Annotated in this window: 18 protein-coding genes; 9 read left to right on the top strand and 9 right to left on the bottom strand. The window is 62.9% G+C overall.

Annotation, left to right across the window (positions count from 1 at the left end):
* Positions 1-15 precede the first annotated feature (15 nt).
* Positions 16-1,272: an aromatic ring-hydroxylating oxygenase subunit alpha gene (locus tag NCT05_RS23310; protein ID WP_250503266.1), complete on the top strand. Its 1,257-nt coding sequence runs from the start codon at positions 16-18 to the stop codon at positions 1,270-1,272.
* Positions 1,273-1,275: 3 nt separating this feature from the next.
* On the opposite strand, the gene NCT05_RS23305 is transcribed toward NCT05_RS23310, so the two are convergent.
* A complete protein-coding gene (locus NCT05_RS23305; protein ID WP_033536277.1) occupies positions 1,276-1,971 on the bottom strand; it encodes a GntR family transcriptional regulator in 696 nt (231 codons plus the stop codon).
* 155 nt (positions 1,972-2,126) lie between these two features.
* Here NCT05_RS23305 and NCT05_RS23300 point away from each other — a divergent pair, with 155 nt between their 5' ends.
* The 4 genes from NCT05_RS23300 to NCT05_RS23285 all read left to right on the top strand — a co-directional run bounded on the left by NCT05_RS23300 (position 2,127) and on the right by NCT05_RS23285 (position 8,473).
* Positions 2,127-3,401, top strand: coding sequence for a glucarate dehydratase family protein (locus NCT05_RS23300; RefSeq protein ID WP_008348230.1), 1,275 nt, complete (start codon positions 2,127-2,129; stop codon positions 3,399-3,401).
* Between the two features lie 41 nt (positions 3,402-3,442).
* Positions 3,443-4,759 carry an MFS transporter gene (locus tag NCT05_RS23295; RefSeq protein ID WP_250436614.1) on the top strand — a complete coding sequence of 439 codons (1,317 nt, stop codon included), beginning with the start codon at positions 3,443-3,445 and terminating at the stop codon, positions 4,757-4,759.
* Positions 4,760-4,814: 55 nt separating this feature from the next.
* The gene (locus tag NCT05_RS23290) at positions 4,815-6,047 is read left to right on the top strand and encodes a phosphatidylserine decarboxylase family protein (protein WP_250503265.1); all 1,233 of its coding nucleotides are present in this window, start codon (positions 4,815-4,817) and stop codon (positions 6,045-6,047) included.
* A 107-nt stretch (positions 6,048-6,154) separates the two neighbouring features.
* The gene (locus tag NCT05_RS23285; protein ID WP_250503263.1) at positions 6,155-8,473 is read left to right on the top strand and encodes an FdhF/YdeP family oxidoreductase; all 2,319 of its coding nucleotides are present in this window, start codon (positions 6,155-6,157) and stop codon (positions 8,471-8,473) included.
* 1 nt (position 8,474) lies between these two features.
* Here the strand turns inward: NCT05_RS23285 and NCT05_RS23280 are convergent, their stop codons facing one another.
* Complete coding sequence (locus NCT05_RS23280; protein ID WP_033536212.1) at positions 8,475-9,059, bottom strand: hemerythrin domain-containing protein; 585 nt, start codon at positions 9,057-9,059, stop codon at positions 8,475-8,477.
* A 174-nt stretch (positions 9,060-9,233) separates the two neighbouring features.
* On the opposite strand from NCT05_RS23280, the gene NCT05_RS23275 reads away from it, so the two are divergent.
* The 4 genes from NCT05_RS23275 (at position 9,234) to NCT05_RS23260 (ending at position 11,159) form a co-directional block, all read left to right on the top strand.
* The gene (locus tag NCT05_RS23275) at positions 9,234-9,674 is read left to right on the top strand and encodes a DUF3597 domain-containing protein (RefSeq protein WP_034470889.1); all 441 of its coding nucleotides are present in this window, start codon (positions 9,234-9,236) and stop codon (positions 9,672-9,674) included.
* Between the two features lie 181 nt (positions 9,675-9,855).
* Positions 9,856-10,401, top strand: coding sequence for a low affinity iron permease family protein (locus tag NCT05_RS23270; RefSeq protein WP_008348216.1), 546 nt, complete (start codon positions 9,856-9,858; stop codon positions 10,399-10,401).
* Between the two features lie 81 nt (positions 10,402-10,482).
* Positions 10,483-10,857, top strand: coding sequence for a phage holin family protein (locus tag NCT05_RS23265; RefSeq protein WP_008348214.1), 375 nt, complete (start codon positions 10,483-10,485; stop codon positions 10,855-10,857).
* Positions 10,854-11,159 (top strand): hypothetical protein, encoded by a 306-nt coding sequence (locus NCT05_RS23260; protein ID WP_175981002.1) that lies wholly within the window; start codon positions 10,854-10,856, stop codon positions 11,157-11,159. The genes NCT05_RS23265 and NCT05_RS23260 overlap by 4 nt, the downstream gene beginning before the upstream one ends.
* Positions 11,160-11,180: 21 nt before the next feature.
* Here the strand turns inward: NCT05_RS23260 and NCT05_RS23255 are convergent, their stop codons facing one another.
* The 7 genes from NCT05_RS23255 to NCT05_RS23225 form a co-directional block, all read right to left on the bottom strand.
* Positions 11,181-11,360, bottom strand: a complete 180-nt coding sequence (locus NCT05_RS23255; RefSeq protein WP_250436606.1) for a hypothetical protein — start codon at positions 11,358-11,360, stop codon at positions 11,181-11,183.
* A gap of 29 nt (positions 11,361-11,389) precedes the next feature.
* Positions 11,390-11,932, bottom strand: a complete 543-nt coding sequence (locus tag NCT05_RS23250; RefSeq protein WP_250436603.1) for a hemerythrin domain-containing protein — start codon at positions 11,930-11,932, stop codon at positions 11,390-11,392.
* A gap of 99 nt (positions 11,933-12,031) precedes the next feature.
* Positions 12,032-13,048: a LacI family DNA-binding transcriptional regulator gene (locus NCT05_RS23245; protein WP_250503262.1), complete on the bottom strand. Its 1,017-nt coding sequence runs from the start codon at positions 13,046-13,048 to the stop codon at positions 12,032-12,034.
* A complete protein-coding gene (locus NCT05_RS23240) occupies positions 13,045-14,148 on the bottom strand; it encodes a glycerol dehydrogenase (protein WP_008348204.1) in 1,104 nt (367 codons plus the stop codon). Before NCT05_RS23240 ends, NCT05_RS23245 begins: the two co-directional genes overlap by 4 nt.
* The gene (locus tag NCT05_RS23235; protein WP_239294834.1) at positions 14,145-14,906 is read right to left on the bottom strand and encodes an SDR family oxidoreductase; all 762 of its coding nucleotides are present in this window, start codon (positions 14,904-14,906) and stop codon (positions 14,145-14,147) included. Before NCT05_RS23235 ends, NCT05_RS23240 begins: the two co-directional genes overlap by 4 nt.
* A 1-nt stretch (position 14,907) precedes the next feature.
* Complete coding sequence (locus NCT05_RS23230) at positions 14,908-15,927, bottom strand: NAD(P)H-quinone oxidoreductase (protein ID WP_250503261.1); 1,020 nt, start codon at positions 15,925-15,927, stop codon at positions 14,908-14,910.
* Entirely contained in the window at positions 15,924-16,460 is a 537-nt protein-coding gene (locus NCT05_RS23225) for a 2,4'-dihydroxyacetophenone dioxygenase family protein (protein WP_250503260.1), read from the bottom strand. The genes NCT05_RS23230 and NCT05_RS23225 overlap by 4 nt, the downstream gene beginning before the upstream one ends.
* Between the last annotated feature and the right edge of the window lie 35 nt (positions 16,461-16,495).

The following is a 16,495-nucleotide window of genomic DNA, read 5'->3' as shown; positions in this document are numbered from 1 at the left end:
CGTTGGAGAGCGACGATGTCCGAAGTGCAAATGAAGACGCATGGCGAACTGATCCGCAGCCGCGAGCCCGGGCATGGCTTGCCCGGCGAGCTGTTCGGACGGCAGGACGTGTTCGAGATGGACGTCGAGGTCTTCTTCCAGAAGCACTGGATGCTGGTCGGCGTGACGGCGGACGTGCCCGAGCCGGGCGATGTGTCGACCGTCGATATCGGCCGGGCTTCGATCATCATCGTTCGGGATGACGACGAGAACATCCGCACTTATCGGAACGTCTGCCGGCATCGCGGCGCGCGCCTGAAGGAACCGGGGAAATCGACCGTCGGCATGCTGGTCTGCCCGTATCACCAATGGACTTACGATCTCGACGGCAGCCTGCGCCACGCCGCGCACATGGGCAAGGATTTCGACGCGAAGTGCCGCAGTTTGTTGCCGGTGCATACGCGGATCGTCGGGACACATATTTTCGTGTGCCTCGCCGACGAGCCGCCGGCGGACATCGCGAAGCTCGAAGACACGATGGCGCCGCGCTTCGCGCCCTACGACCTCACGAACACGAAGATCGCGTTCGAATCGGAGATCATCGAGAACGGCAACTGGAAGCTCGTGATCGAGAACAATCGCGAGTGCTATCACTGCGCCGCGACGCATCCGGAACTCACTGCCTCGTTTTTGCCCGAAGATTTCGGTTTCTGTCCGGAGAATCTCAGCGAAGAATCGCTGCTCGAAATCGAAGCCTATAAAAAACGGAACGCGGCGTGTCAGGCGAGTTGGGAGAACGACGGCTTCACGAGCGCGACCGTCGAATGGCTGGACGAAGATGCGGTCACGCAATTCCGGACGCAACAACTCGTGATCGCGGGCTACGGCGAGTCGCAGACGATCAGCACGAAGGTCGCGAGCCAGAAGCTGCTCGGCAATCTGCAGCGCCGCGATCTCGGCGACACGCATCTCTGGACGCACAACTCATGGACGCACGTCATGAGCGATCATGCGGTGATTTCGTACATCATCCCGCTCGCGCCGGATAAAACGCTCGTGCGTTCGAAATGGCTCGTGCACGCGGATGCCGTCGAAGGCGTCGATTATCAGCTTCAGGATCTGACGGAAGTGTGGGTCGCGACGAACGCGCAGGACAAGCATCTCGTCGAAATCACGCACGAAGGCACGCAGGATCCGGCGTATCGGCCAGCGGTGTTCTCGCCGTTCACGGAAAGCTACGTGGAGCAGTTTTCGCGCTGGTATTCGGCGCGCCTGAGCGCGCATGGCGTTTGAACATCAGTGATCCGTGACGAAGGTCGGGTGGCGCGTGCGGATCTCGTCCACCTGACTGAGCGTGCCGGAAAGATGCTTGCGCAACGCGGCATCGGCGGCATCGGCATCGCCTTTTTCGATGGCATCGACGATTTCCGTGTGGTCGCGCACCACGGCCATCGTCTTGCCCTCGACCGGCAGATGCAGCCGCCGCAACCGGTCGATATGCCCGCTGAGTCTGCGCACGAGATCCCACAACTGCGGCACGCCCGCGGCTTCATACATCTGCCGATGAAACGCCTGATCGAGCGCTGAGAACTGCTCGACGTCCTGCGGCTCCATCCATTCCATCTGTTCCGCGATCGTCGCGCGCAGCCGCGCGATCAGCGACGCCTTATGCTCCCGCGCGAGCGTGCGCACGATTTCCAGTTCGATCGAGCGACGCAGAAAGTGCGCCTGCATCGCCGATGCCACGCTGATCTGGCTTACGACCGTCGCGTGCTGCGGAAAAATATCGACCAGTCCTTCTTCGCCGAGCTTCATCAGCGCGTCGCGCACCGGCGTCTGGCTCAGGCCGTAGCGCGTCGCGAGTTCGGTGCGCGACAGCACCGTGCCCGGTTCCAGTTCGAGCGACAGGATCATGTCGCGCAGCCGCTCGAACACCTGCGGCGCGGCATGACGAGAACGGTCCAGGCGATGCACGGAAGCGGAATTATTCATTTCGAATTGGAAGGAAGGCGACTGAAACATTAGTACTATAGCCGCGCCCATGCCCGATGAGTAAGCCGTTGGCGGGTCGGCGTTTACCCGACTGACACACTAATATATTAGTGCTTTACCATTCGGACATTCCATTAATTTTCGGAACGCCCGACATGACCCGCGATATCGCCATCACCCAGATTCGAATCACGCCGATCGCATTCCGCGATGGTCCGTTGCTCAACGCCGCGGGCATCCACGAACCGTGGGCGTTGCGCGCGATCGTCGAACTGGAGACGAGCGACGGACGCGTCGGCATCTCGGAGACTTACGGCGACGAGCCGATGCTGCGGGTGCTCGATCAGGCGAAGGAGCTCGTCATCGGCCTGTCTCCTTTCGATCTGAATGTGATGGAAGAACGCGTGCGCGCGACGATCACCGCGACGCCCGGCGCGGTCGAATTCGAACTCGCGCCCGGCTCGCACGCCGCGAAAAACGCGCCCAAGGTCATCAGCACGCTCGAAGTGGCGATGCTCGATCTGCAAGGCCAGATCGTCGGCGCGCCGGTCGTGGACTTGCTCGGCGGCAAGGTGCGCGACGCCGTGCCCTACAGCGCGTATCTGTTTTTCAAGTACGCCGAGCACATCGACAAGCCGTATGCGCCCGATGCGTGGGGCGAGGGCATCAGCCCGGAGCAGATCGTCGCGCAGGCGCAGCGCATGATCGACCTCTACGGTTTCCAGAGCATCAAGCTGAAGGGCGGCGTGTTCGAGCCGGCGCATGAAATTGCGTGCATGCAGGCGCTCGCGAAGGCGTTCCCGGGCATGCCGCTGCGTCTCGATCCGAACGCGAACTGGACGCTCGAAACCAGCATTGAGGCCGCGCCGCAGCTCGATGAAATTCTCGAATACTACGAGGATCCGTGCCCCGGCCTCGAAGGCATGGCCGAACTGCAGAAGCACACGAAACTGCCGCTCGCGACCAACATGGTCATCACGACGATGGACGACTTCCGCCGCGGCTGCAACATGGGCTCGATCAAGGTGCTGCTTTCGGATCATCACTACTGGGGCGGCCTGCGCGCCACGCAGACACTCGCGCGCATGGCGAAGCTCTGGGGCTTCGGCATGTCGATGCATTCGAACTCGCACCTCGGCATCAGCCTGATGGCGATGACGCATGTCGCCGCGAGTGTGCCGAACCTCACCTACGCATGCGACACGCATTACCCGTGGCAGGAAGAGGAAGTCATCAAGGGCGGCCGCGTGAAGTTCGATAACGGCGCGGTGCGCGTGCCGACGACGCCCGGTCTCGGTGTCGAGCTCGATCGCGAGAAGCTCGCCGAATTGCACGAGCAGTACAAGACGTGCGGCGTGCGCAATCGCGACGACCTTTCGCAGATGCGCAAATATCAGCCGGAATTCTCAGGCAAGAATCCGCGCTTCTGAGCCATAGAACAACAACACAAGGCATTCAAGGAGACACCCTCATGAGCAGTTCCAGCGCGCTGTCGAGCGCCGTTCGCAAGATCAAGTGGCATGTGCTGCCGCTTTTCGTCGTGATGTTCATCGTCAATTACATCGACCGGGTGAACATCGGATTCGTGCGTCAGCATTTGAGCGCGGACCTCGGCATCGGCGCGGCCGCTTATGGCCTCGGCGCGGGTCTGTTCTTCGTGAGCTATGCCGTGTTCGAAGTGCCGTCGAACATGCTGATGCAGCGCTTCGGCGCGAAAGCGTGGCTCACGCGCATCATGATTACGTGGGGACTCGCGGCCGTGGGCATGGCCTTCGTGCAGGGCGAGACCTCGTTCTATGCGATGCGTCTCTTGCTCGGCGCGGCCGAAGCGGGCTTCTTTCCGGGCGTCGTGTTCTATTTCACGCAATGGCTGCCGCGCGATGAACGCGGCAAGGCGATGGCCGTCTTCCTGAGCGGTTCCGCGCTCGCTTCCGTGTTCTCCGGCCCGATCTCGGGCGGGCTGATGCTGATCGAAGGCGCGGGCCTGCGCGGCTGGCAGTGGATGTTCATCATCGAAGGCATGGCGTCGGTCGTGCTCGCCGGCTTCGTCTGGTTCTGGCTCGATTCGAAGCCGCGCGATGCAAAGTGGCTCACGCGCGCCGAGCAGGACGCGATCGTCACGGAGATCGAAGACGAGCAGCGCCGCCGCGACGCCGCGCATGTGAAGACGCCGTCGTCGTGGAGCCTGATGCGCGATCCGCAGATCCTGATCTTCTGCCTGATCTATTTCTCGGTGTCGCTGACGATCTATGGCGCGACGTTCTGGCTGCCGAGCATCATCCGCAAGATGGGGCACCTGAACGATTTCCAGGTCGGATTGTTCAACTCGATTCCGTGGCTCATTTCCATCGTCGCGATGTATCTGTTCGCAGCGCTCGCGGCGCGCTTCAAGTTTCAGCAGGCATGGGTCGCGTGCGTGTTGCTCATCGCGGCCGCCGGCATGTACGCAGCGGGCCAGGGCAGTCCGGTGTTCTCGTTCGTTGCAATCTGCTTTGCCGCTATCGGGTTCAAGGCTGCATCGTCGCTGTTCTGGCCGATTCCGCAAGGCTATCTCGATGCGCGCATCGCCGCGCCCGTGCTTGCGCTGATCAATTCGATCGGCAATCTCGGCGGCTTCGTCGCGCCGGCCACCTTCGGCTTTCTCGAGCAAAAGACGGGTTCGATTCAGGGCGGCCTGACAGGCCTCGCCGTGATGTCGATTCTCGCTGCGGGCGTCGTGTTCCTCGCTCGCATGACGCCTCGCGAAGGGCGCGACGTCGCGGCGCTGCGGCCGGGCGTGCAGAAGTAAGGGAGGCATACAAACTGCTGGCCGTCTTCGATCGGTACATCGATCGGAGACGACAATGGCGACGAATCAGCGCCACAGACTGGGCGAATGGCTCCCGCGCGAAGAGCAGGCGATCGCGCGCTTTCGCGAGACATTCGCCGAGTACGCCCGGCAGCGCGCGGGCAAGACGAAACGCAACAGCGTCATCGAAGAGATGGCGGCTTTCATCCACGACGATCCGGTCGTGCGCATGGACTTCACGCGCGCGATCCGTCAGGCGCATGAAGCCGGATTCAAGCTCGGTTATGCGAGCATCGACGAATTCATCGTATTGCTCGATGCGATGCTGACGTACGCGCCGCCGTTCAGCGAATCGAGCCTGATCCATTGCCCCATCAACGCATTGCTAGACTGGCCGATGGTCATGCCGTCGGGCTATGCGCTCTTTCGCGATCCCGCATTCAACGCGCATCTGAAGCGCGTGCTGAACGTGTGGTCCGGCTTTCTCAGCGGACCGTATTCGCGCACGCATCTGAACACCGACGCGCCCGATGGCTGGTTCAGCAAAGAGGCCGATAGCAAGATCGGACTGCACCAGTTTCTCTGCGATCCGCATAAGCCGTATTGGGGCTTCGCGTCGTGGAATCATTTCTTCACGCGCGAATTCAAGCCTGGCGCGCGGCCTGTTGCAGAGCCGGATAACGCCAAGATCATCGTCAGAGCGTGCGAGGCTTCGCCCTATAACGTCCAGGACGATGTGCAACTGGAAGACTCGTTCTGGATCAAGTCGCAGCCTTATTCGCTGATGGACATGTTCACGGCGAAAGAAGCGGAACTCGCGAAGCGATTCGTCGGTGGCACGGTGTATCAGGCCTTTCTAAGCGCGTTTTTCTATCATCGCTGGCATGCGCCGGTGAGCGGCACGATCGTGAAGGCATATCTCGTCGACGGCACCTACTTCTCGGATGCCGACTCGGAAGGCGAAGATCCCGGCAGCCTCAACGATTCGCAAGGCTATATCACTGCGGTCGCGGCGCGCGCGGTCATCGTCATCGATTGCGACGATCCGGACATCGGCGAGGTTGCGTGCGTGTTCGTCGGCATGGCGGAAGTGTCGTCATGCATGATTGAGGCGTTGCCGGGCCAGCGCGTGCGCAAGGGCGAAGAGCTCGGCTACTTCCAATACGGAGGTTCCACGTATTGCCTCGTCTTCAGGCCGGGCGTGATCGAAAGCTTCGAGCGCCAGAAGCCATTCGATGACGATGCGCCGCCCGTGCAGGTCAACGCGCATCTTTGCACGGCGCGCTGAATTGCGGCCAGGGAACTGCGTTCGCTTAAGCAATCAGAAAGGAACGGCAATTGCTCGCGCATCAGGCAAATACATGCAGATAAACGCACAACGCGCGAGGCAAAGACATGGCCGAATCAGACAATGCCGTTCGCAAGAACGACGCTTATCCCTATTCGTCGGGCGGTTGGGGTTCGCTCAAAGCCGTCACCGGCGCGCTCGTTCACGAGAAGGTGCCGCTCAAGGCGAGCACCGTGCTCATGAAGCAGAACAAGCCCGAAGGCTTCGCGTGCGTGAGCTGTTCGTGGGCCAAGCCCGCCGATCCGCACACCTTCGAGTTCTGTGAAAGCGGCGCGAAAGCAACCGCATGGGATCTGACGGCGAAGCGCATGACGCCGCAGTTCTTCGAGCTTCATACGGTGACGCAGCTATGCGCGTGGCATGACCACGATCTCGAGGACGCGGGACGTCTCACCGCGCCGCTGCGTTACGACGCGGCCACCGACAAGTACGTGAGCGTCTCGTGGCAGGAAGCCTTCGAGGACATCGGCCGCGAACTGCGCGCGCTCGATCCGAAAAGCGTCGTGTTCTATGCATCGGGCAGAGCATCGCTGGAAACGTCGTACATGTATCAGCTTTTCGCGCGCATGTACGGCACCAACAATCTGCCCGACAGTTCGAACATGTGCCATGAAAGCACGAGCGTCGGACTGAAGGAAGCGATCGGCGTGGGCGTCGGCACCGTCAGGCTCGAGGACTTCGAGAAGACCGACCTCATGTTCTTCCTCGGACAGAACGTCGGGACCAACAGCCCGCGCATGCTGCATCAGCTGCAGGAAGCAAGAAAGCGCGGCGTGCCGATCATCACGTTCAATCCGCTGCGCGAGCCGGGACTGCTGAAGTTCGCCAACCCGCAGTCGCCCGTCGAGATGATGACGCCCGCGCATACGCTCATCAGCACGCAATATCATCAGCTGAAAACGGGCGGCGATACCGCTGCGTTGCTCGGCATCTGCAAGGCCGTCATTCACGCCGACGACCGCGCGAAGGAAGCGAACGAACCGCGCGTGCTCGATGTCGATTTCATCGAAACGCATACCGTGGGCTTCGAAGCCTTCGCGAATTACGTGCGCGCTGCATCGTGGGACGATATCGAGCGCGTGGCGGGACTGCCGCGCGCTGACATGGAAGCCGCCGCCGACGAATACATGCGCGCGAACGCAGTGATGGCCCACTACGGCATGGGCATCACGCAGCACAGGCAGGGCGTGCAGAACGTACGCATGCTGTGCAATCTGCTCTTTCTGCGCGGCAATGTCGGCAAGCCGGGCGCGGGACCGTCGCCGGTGCGCGGGCATTCGAACGTGCAGGGGCAGCGCACGGTCGGCATCACCGAGAAGCCGGAGCTCGCGCCGCTCGACAAGCTCGCGAGCCAGTTCGGTTTCGAGCCGCCGCGCGAAAAGGGCATGAATATCGTCGAAGCGTTCGAAGCGATGCTCGATGGCAAGGTCAGCGCGGTCATCAATCTTGGCGGCAACCTCGTGCGTTCGGTGCCCGACCGCATGCGCATCGAACCGGCGTGGCGCGGTCTGAAGCTCACCGTCAATGTCGCGACAAAGCTCAATCGCAGTCATCTCGTGCATGGCGAGAAGTCGTACATTCTGCCGTGTCTGAGCCGCATTGAGATCGATACGCAAGCGAGCGGCGCGCAGGCTGTCACGATGGAAGACAGCACCGGCTGCATTCACGGTTCGCGCGGCGTCGCGGAGCCCGCGTCGCCGGATGCGCGCTCGGAGCCGTATATCGTCGCGGAACTGGCGAAGCATACGCTCGGCGATCGATCGACCATCGACTGGGATCGCTGGCGCAACGACTATGCGCTGGTACGCGATGAAATCGCGAAGACGTATCCCGAGAGCTTTCACGACTTCAACGAAAGAATGTGGACGCCCGGCGGTTTTCCTCGCGCTCTGCCCGCGCGCGAACGCAAGTGGCAGACGAAGAGCGGCAAGGCGGAATTCTTCGTGCCGGAAACGCTCGGCGAAGACCCGGACATGCCCGAACGCGAACCCGATTCGCTGCGCCTCATGACGCTGCGCAGCGACAGTCAGTTCAACACGACGATCTATAGCCACGACGATCGCTTTCGCGGCGTCAAGGGCGATCGCATGGTGATCTTCATGTGCGAAGCCGACATGGCGCGACACGGCCTCAAGAAAGATGACCGCATCACGCTGCGCACCATTGCCGACGATGGTTTCGATCGGCGTGTGGCGGGCCTGCGCATACATCCGTATGACATACCGGAAGGATGCATCGCGGGTTATTACCCCGAGTGCAATCCGTTGCTCCCGCTATGGCATTGCGCGAAGGAAAGCAAGGTGCCGGGCGCGAAGTCGATTCCGGTGTTCATCGTCGAAGTCAACGGCGCGCCGCGCGAACACTGAATCATGCAGATCGACGGATGCGGCGCGCGGAAGCGGGCCGCAAGCAATGCGCGATCGCAAGCGCGCCAAGGGACATCACGGCGAGCGATGCGAGCGGAAACGTTCCGAACGTATTCGCCGCAATCGCAGACGGACGACTCTGTGCGACGAGTTGCATGCGGCGCTTTGTCATGCGCGCACCAAGTTCCGACAACTGCGAAGCGAGCGCGCGTTCGGCAGTGGGCAGCAAGACGGTTTCCTCATCGGCGACGTGATGCATCACTTCACGCATGAGCTGCATGAAACGCGCGTCGTAGGCGGCGTCCTGCGGACCCATCGCGCGCAGCTTCGCGATGTCTTCGCGCATCTGGTCGTGCTCGGGCTTGCTTTTGGCGAGACGCTCGTCGCCTGCCATTGCCTCGCTCAACGCGGGATAAAAGATTTCTTCCTCCAGTTGCGCGTGAATTTCAAGTGCAGTACACGCAAGCTCGACGATCGCGCGCTTTCTCCACCACGATGTCTCCGCGTGATAGCGATGAAACGCCGCCATGACATGCGTGTGATCCATGCGGATCATCGTCGTGATGGAAGGGGAACAGGAAGGCATATCCACGGTGACTCCTTGGCGGCTTTGCAGCTCTGCTGTGGTGGTGGGGAAAGACGCGTTATCGTGCTCGCTCCGGCACGACATGCGATCAGCAAGCGTTATTCCGCATCGCATGCGCGGCGGTAGCGGCACGGGACTTGCATCGTTCGTGAACTCACTTCTGAAGGAGGGGCCATGAGTATTTTTTCCAATATCCTGAACAAGATCTTCCACCACGACAGCGCACCGGCGAGCACCGGCACGGGCACGGCTGCGGGTCAGGCGGCAGCGCCGGCCGGAGGCGCTGCCGCCGCGCCGACGACGTCCACCGCCGCGTCCACGCCCGCACAACCGGCCGCACAAGCCGCCGCGCCGATGCAGGAAGTGGACGTCGAGGCCGTGCTGACGAAGATGCAGGCGAATCACGGCGAGCAGCTCAACTGGCGCACGTCGATCGTCGATCTGATGAAGCTGCTCGGTCTGGACAGCAGCCTGTCCGCGCGCAAGGAACTGGCTGCGGAACTGCACTACTCGGGCAACACGGAAGATTCCGCTGCAATGAATATCTGGCTTCATAAACAGGTCATGCAGAAGCTCGCGGAAAACGGCGGCAAGGTGCCCGACGAACTCAAGTAAGCGACGCTTTTCATCAGACGGAAGACGCGCGCGATGGCAGGTCGAAGCGTGCGTCGTCCGCCAGACGGTCGAAACAACAAGAAAAAAACGATACGGACGACGCATTTCCGGGAAGGCACGACGCGTCCATCGAAAGGCACGGTAGCTCGAACCTTTCTTTTGCAGTATGCAGGGGAGAAACATGAACGACAGAGACCAGATTTCCGACGCGGCGCCGCTGGACACGGTGCCCAACACGTCCAGCCCGGCCTATGCGAACGCACATCCCGTCACTCGCGCGTTCGATGCTTTCGCAAGCGCAGTCACGAGATGGGCCGGCTCGCCGGTCGCGTTCGGGCTGGCGGTCATTTGCATCGTGGTCTGGCTGATATCCGGACCGCTATTCAAGTTTTCGGACGGGTGGCAACTCGTCATCAACACGGGCACGACCATCATCACGTTTCTGATGGTGTTCCTGATTCAGCAGAGCGCGAACAAGGACAGCGTGGCGATGCATCTGAAGCTCAACGAGTTGCTCGCGTCGCATCGCACGGCGAGCAATCAGCTGATCGGTATCGAAGATGCAACGGAGGAAGAACTGCGCAAGCTGGCCGCCGCTTATTTGCAACTCGCATCGGAAAAGCAGGGCGGCGAAGCTCCGGCGCGGACCGACGACGGCGCGGCCGCCGACATCGCGCGGCGTCTCGCGCGCGCTCACGCCAAGACCGCGGCCAAGCGGACACGATGAAGTTGCGTTGCGCTGGCATGCACACTGCTGTTGGTCATCCGTAACACTCCGTTTCGACAAAAACTCGCCGGAGAAGTAACGATGACAATTCAGAGAAAAATCGCCAACTGGCGCAGGGTCGGCCATTTCTGCACGAGACGCCTCGTCGACTACGGCGAGTTGATTCCGATCGAACTTGCTGAAACCAAGAAGCGCGTGCTGCATGAAGTCGTCGCACTCGTCGCGCTCGCGATCGGCGCGCTGTTCACGCTGTCGTTCGTATCGATCGCGGTGATCGTGACGGCTGTCGGCACGCCGCATCTCGTGCTGACGGCGTGGTGCGTCGCGGCTGCGTGGCTCGCGGTCGCGGTGATCGCGGTCATCGTGATGATGTCGCGCAAGCCGGCCGAGCCGTTCCAGTTGCTGCGCAGCGAGTTGCGCCGCGACGTCGATGCCATCAAGGAGGCGACGCAATGAAGCACGCCGAAGCTCAGAGCGTCGTGCTCGCGCGCATGGCGGAATCGCGCGCGGAGCTGATCGCCGCGCATATGGCCGACGAACCGATGCGAATCGCGCGTGCGCCGCGCCGCGCACTGCCGGCGAGTGCCCGTCCCGCGCCATGGTTTCTGCGCACGCCCAATGCGGAACTCGTCGCGCTCGCGCTGGTGGGTGTCGCGATTCTTGGCTTGCGTCGCACGGTGCAGACGGCGGTCGGCGCGGGATTGAGCGCGTCGACTCACCGGGCGTTCGGCGATCTGCTCAACGCGCTGCGCGAATGATCGTTCGCGGATGAATGGTGTTCAACGCCGCGCGCGCCGCTTCTTCGGCTTGCGCGGCGGCGTGAGCGCGGCCGTCAAAAGAGTCGACGCTCGCCGTTTCGCTTGCGTGGTCGCGCGGCCGCGCGTCGCCCCGATGACCGCGTTCGCACCGGAAAGCCACATGCTGAGGAAAGGGTTCTTCTTCGCCCAGGGGTTTTTCATGATTCGGCTCCGGTGCGCGCTCAAGAGCGTCAATGCAGGCGCATCGTGTTATCGCCTGCGTCCTTCGGGATTTTCGCTTCGAGCTGTTCCTTGCGCTGCATCAGCTTGCTGCCGAGCGCGTCCAGATCGGCTCCGGACTTGCGCAATTTCGGAAACAGTTCCGATTCTTCTTCTTCGATATGGTGATTCACCATTTCGGACAGCACCTTGAACGTGGCGTCGAAACCCTTGTCGGACGGCTTCAGCTGCGTGAACTTCTCGATCAGCACCTTGACGAGATAGTGCTCGACGTAAGCCTCTTCGACATCGGGCCGGTCGTCTTCGTCCAGCGCTTCCTGCGCGGCCGGGTACAACAACTCTTCTTCGATCATCGCGTGAACCGTCAGTTCTTCGCAGGCGCGGCGCACGAGCGTGGCTTTCGCGTCGAGATCGTCTTTCTCCGCTTTTTCGAACGCGTCGAACAGCTTTTGCACGGCGCGATGATCGTCGGTCAGCACCTGAATCGCGTCCTGGCTGCGGGCGGCGCCGGACGGGGCGGTGGTCGTCGGCTGGGTGGAGGGTTGGCGCGGCATCGTGATCTCCTTTTCGGAATGTGGGGTGTCACGATGACGAGCAAAGAGCGGGCCTACGACGCATCGCGGGCGATGAAACCAAAAATCGGAACGATGCGTTCAGGCCGCGGGTTTGGCCAGCGTGCCGCGTTCCACGACGGGCGCATCGAGCACGAGCTCGTTGTCGCCGTCCTTGCCGTCGATCAGCGCCATGAGATGCCGCGCGGCGCGCGTGCCGATCTCCAGCGACGGAACGCGTACCGTCGTGAGCGGCGGCTGGGTGAGCCGCGCCTGTTCGATATCGTCGAAGCCCGTTACCGAGAGATCGTCGGGAACCCGAATGCCCTTCGCGCGGCATTCGTCCAGCAGACCGATTGCCTGTAGATCGGTGCCGCAGATGACCACGCTGGGCCGCGCTTCGCCGTCCCACAGTTCGCGCAGCGCCTGCCTGCCGCCTTCAAAGGTGAACGGCGCTTCGACGATCCATTCGGGTCTCAGATCCAATCCCGCTTCCCTGAGCGCGGCGCGCGTGCCGGCCTGCCGTGCGCGCACGCGTTCGTTGCCGAAGGTCGAGCCGCCGCACATCGCGACATGCCGATGCCCGAATCCGACGATGCGTTTCGCCAGCCGGTAAGCCGCGTCGAAATTGGAAAAGCCCACGCAATGCGGATACTGCGTTTCATCCACCGACCACGTCAGAACATAAGGCAACGCGTACAGGCGCGTGAGTTCGAAAACTTCAGGCGGATGATCGGTGCCGACGAGCACGAGCCCGTCGACGCCGCGTTCCAGAATCGCACGGAGCAATTCGAGTTCGCGCGCCGGTTTGTATTCGTGACTCGCGATCAGCAACTGATACCCATAACCCCATAACGTCTGCTGAAGCGCCTGAATCGAATCGGCGTAAATGGGATTGTTGAGCGTGGGATAGATGGCCGCGACCGTGCGCGTCTTGCGCGAGGCAAGCGCCTGCGCCGCGCCGTTGCGCACGTAGCCGAGCTGTTCGACCGCGCGCTGCACATTGGCGAGCGTTCGCGGCTTGACCTGATCCGGCACGGACAAGGCGCGCGACGCGCTGCCGAGCGAGACGCCCGCCAGCCGCGCGACATCCGCGAGCGTAGCGCGCGTGGGTTTCATGATGGGCTGCGCGCGCGTCCATAGGCATCGGCGCGGGCGATGCCTTCGATCAGCCGCGCAGCCGTCAGCGGCGGCGACATGTGCCGGCTATAGCGCGTGGCGAGCGTGGCGTTTGCGATGAGCGTTTGCTGTGCCGATGTAAGCGGGGCGTGCTGCCCCAGTTGTGCGAGCGTGAGCGGCAATCCGGTTGCGGTCATGAGCGTGGCCAACGGTTCGATCTCTTCGGGCGATGTATCTTCGACGAACAATTGTACAAGCGTGCCGAAGGCGACCAGTTCGCCGTGCATCATCGAGGCCATCGCGGGAATCGCCGTGAGTCCGCGGATCAGCGCATGCGCGAGCGACAGGCCGCCGCTCTCGAAGCCGACGCCGCTCAACAGCACGGTCGCTTCGATCACGCGTTCGACGGCATCGGTGAGTTCGCCGCGCCGGATGTCGGCGTAGGCGCGCGCGCCGTCTTCGAGCAGGATCGCGAGCGTCGCGCGCGTGAGCAGCAGCGCGCCCGGCAGCGGCGGCGTGCCGTACGAGTTCAGGCCATCGGCGCGTTGGCATTGCGCGGCTTCGTACTTCTTGCTGAGCGCATCGCCGATGCCGGCCGCGAAGAGACGCGCGGGCGCGGCGGCGATCAACGCGGTATCGACGATCACCGCGTCCGGATTGCGCGGCAACATGTCGATGCCCGCGACGCGATGCGCGTCGTCGTACAGGATGATGAGGCGGCTCGTCGGCGCATCGCTCGAAGCGGCGGACGGCGCGATCACGATCGGCACGTTCAGCGCCCGGGCGACGCCTTTCGCCGAGTCGATCGTCTTGCCGCCGCCGATGGCCACGACGGCATCCGCGTTGAGTTCGCGCGCATCGTCGCTCAGCTTCGCGATGACCGCGGCCGTGCATTCGCCGGGAAACGTGACGATGTGCGCGTCTTCGATCGATCGCGTGACTTGCGCCGACACGCGATCGATGACCGCGCCATCGACGAGCACGAACGCGCGTCGCGCGCCGAGTTCCGCGAGCGTCGATCCGAGCGCGGACAACGCGCCCGGCCCTTGCGTGTATCGCCCCGGAAAGCCGATGGTTCTCAACGGCGCGTGCGTCGTCATGTCATCAGCCATCCGCCGGCCACGTCGATCACCTGGCCGGTGACGAACGCGGCTTCATCGGATGTGAGGAACAGGCACGTCGATGCCACTTCGTCGGGCGCGCCGAGCCGCCGCAACGGCGTTTCTTGCGCGACCTTTTCGTTGGCCTCCCGCGCGACGCCGCGAACGAGCGGCGTATCGATGCGCCCCGGCGCGATCGCGTTCACCGTGATGCCGTGCGGCCCGAGCTCCCCCGCGAGATGCCGCGTCATGCCGATCAGCGCGGCTTTCGTCGTGCTGTAATGCGCGGCGACGATGTCGAGGTACGCCTTGCCCGCCACCGACGACATCGACACGATGCGTCCGAAGCGCCGCTCCACCATGCCCGGCGCAAGAATGCGGCAGAAGTTGAAGACGCTGTTCACGTTCACGTCCATCACGCGGCGCCATTCGTCGGGCGACATCTGCCAGACGGGCATCGGCTTGCCCGCGTGTTTCGGCGAAATGCCCGCGTTGTTGACGAGCGTATCGACCGGACCGAGCGCGGCCTCGATCGCACGGCACGCGGCTTCGCACGCGGCGAAATCGCCGACGTCGGCATGGGCGAAATGCACGCGCAGGCCCGCATCGGCGAGACGTCTTGCGAGCGCCGCGCCTGTTTCTTCGTTGACATCGACGATGCCGACGGCCGCGCCATCGCGCGCATAGCGCTCGACGAGCGCCTCGCCGATGCCGCCGCTGCCGCCCGTCACCAGGACCACACGCTTGTCGTGCCGCACGTTATTGGTCTCCCACTTTTAGCATGATTTTGCCGATATGCCTGCTCGATTCCATCAGCGCGTGCGCGGCCGCGACGTCGGCGAGCGGCAGCACGCGATGAATCACGGGCAGCGCGCGGCCCGCTTCGAGCAGCGGCCAGACGTGCGCGTGCAGCGCTTTCGCGATCGCCGCTTTCTGTTCGATGCTGCGCGCGCGCAGAGTCGATCCGGTAAAGGTGAGACGGCGCAGCATGATCGGCATGGCATCCAGTTCGATGCGGCTGCCTTCGAGAAACGCGATCTGCACGAGCCGGCCTTCGAGCGCGAGCGCGCGGATATTGCGCGCGATGTAGTCGCCGCCGACCATGTCGAGGATGATGTCGACGCCTTTTCCATCGGTGAGAGTCGCGATGGCATCGACGAAATCTTCGTCGCGATAGTTGATCGTATGATCCGCGCCCGCTTCGCGACAGGCCTGCGCTTTTTCCGCATTGCCGACGGTCGTGACGACGCGCGCGCCGAATGCGTGCGCGAGCTGGATCGCCGTCAGTCCGATGCCGCTCGATCCGCCGTGCACGAGAAACGTTTCGCCCGCCTGCAGGCGGCCGCGCTCGAACACGTTGGTCCAGACGGTGAAGTACGTTTCGGGCAAGGCCGCGGCCTGCAGCAGCGTGAAACCTTTGGGCAGCGGCAGACAATGCGATGCATCCGTGATGCAGTATTGCGCGTAGCCGCCGCCGGGCACGAGCGCGCAGACTTCATCGCCGGCGCGCCATTGCGTGACCTCCGCGCCCGTCGCGACGATGCGCCCCGACACCTCGAGTCCCAGATGCGGCGATGCGCCCGGCGGCGGCGGATACGAACCCGAGCGTTGCAGCACGTCGGGTCGGTTCACGCCTGCGTAGGCGACTTCGATCAGCACGTCGTTCGGGCCGGGCGAGGGCAGGGGTCCCTGCGCGAGCCGCATGCAGTCGGGCGCGCCGCCCGCGCCGTGGTCGACGTATTGCATCGATGCGGGAAGAGTGGATGTCATGGCGTTCATCGGATGATGGATTCGATGTAATCGGCGGGCAGACCGATCGACGCATAGTGCCGGCGCGCCGCCTCGATCTTCGTGAAGACGTCTTCGTAACCCTGCGCGACGCCTTGCGGATCGACATAGGTATAGCCGCCCGTGACATGGAACCAGGTAATCATCTCGGGCACGTCTTCGGGCACGAAGAGCGTGTGCGTTTCGCCCGCGGGCTCGAACGCATAGCCGCCTTGCTCCGCGACCCAGTCGTGTTCGAGGTAGTACCAGCGGCCCTTGAGCACCATCGCATGAACGGCGCCGCTATGACGATGCCGCGAGATCACGCCGCTGCGGCGCACGCGCAGCAGATTCACGTAATAGCCCTGGCTCGCGTTGAGAATGAGCGGCTTGAACGACACGGTTTCGGTCGCGGGCACCCACAGGTTGTCGTCTTCGAGCCAGTCGGTCATGACGCCGCCGTGCACGAGATCCTTCGACATGTACGGCACTTGCGGCAACTGATAGGCGATGACTTGTTCGTCGGGTTTCACTTCGATTTGCATGAGTTTTAATCTCCGTGGTTTCTGGATGCGATGCG

Origin of the sequence: Caballeronia sp. AZ7_KS35 (assembly GCF_023631045.1) — a bacterium.
In the GTDB taxonomy this organism is placed as follows: Bacteria; Pseudomonadota; Gammaproteobacteria; order Burkholderiales; family Burkholderiaceae; genus Caballeronia; species Caballeronia zhejiangensis.
Note: the sequence above shows the minus strand (reverse complement) of the source record. Positions and strands in the feature narration are given on the sequence as shown.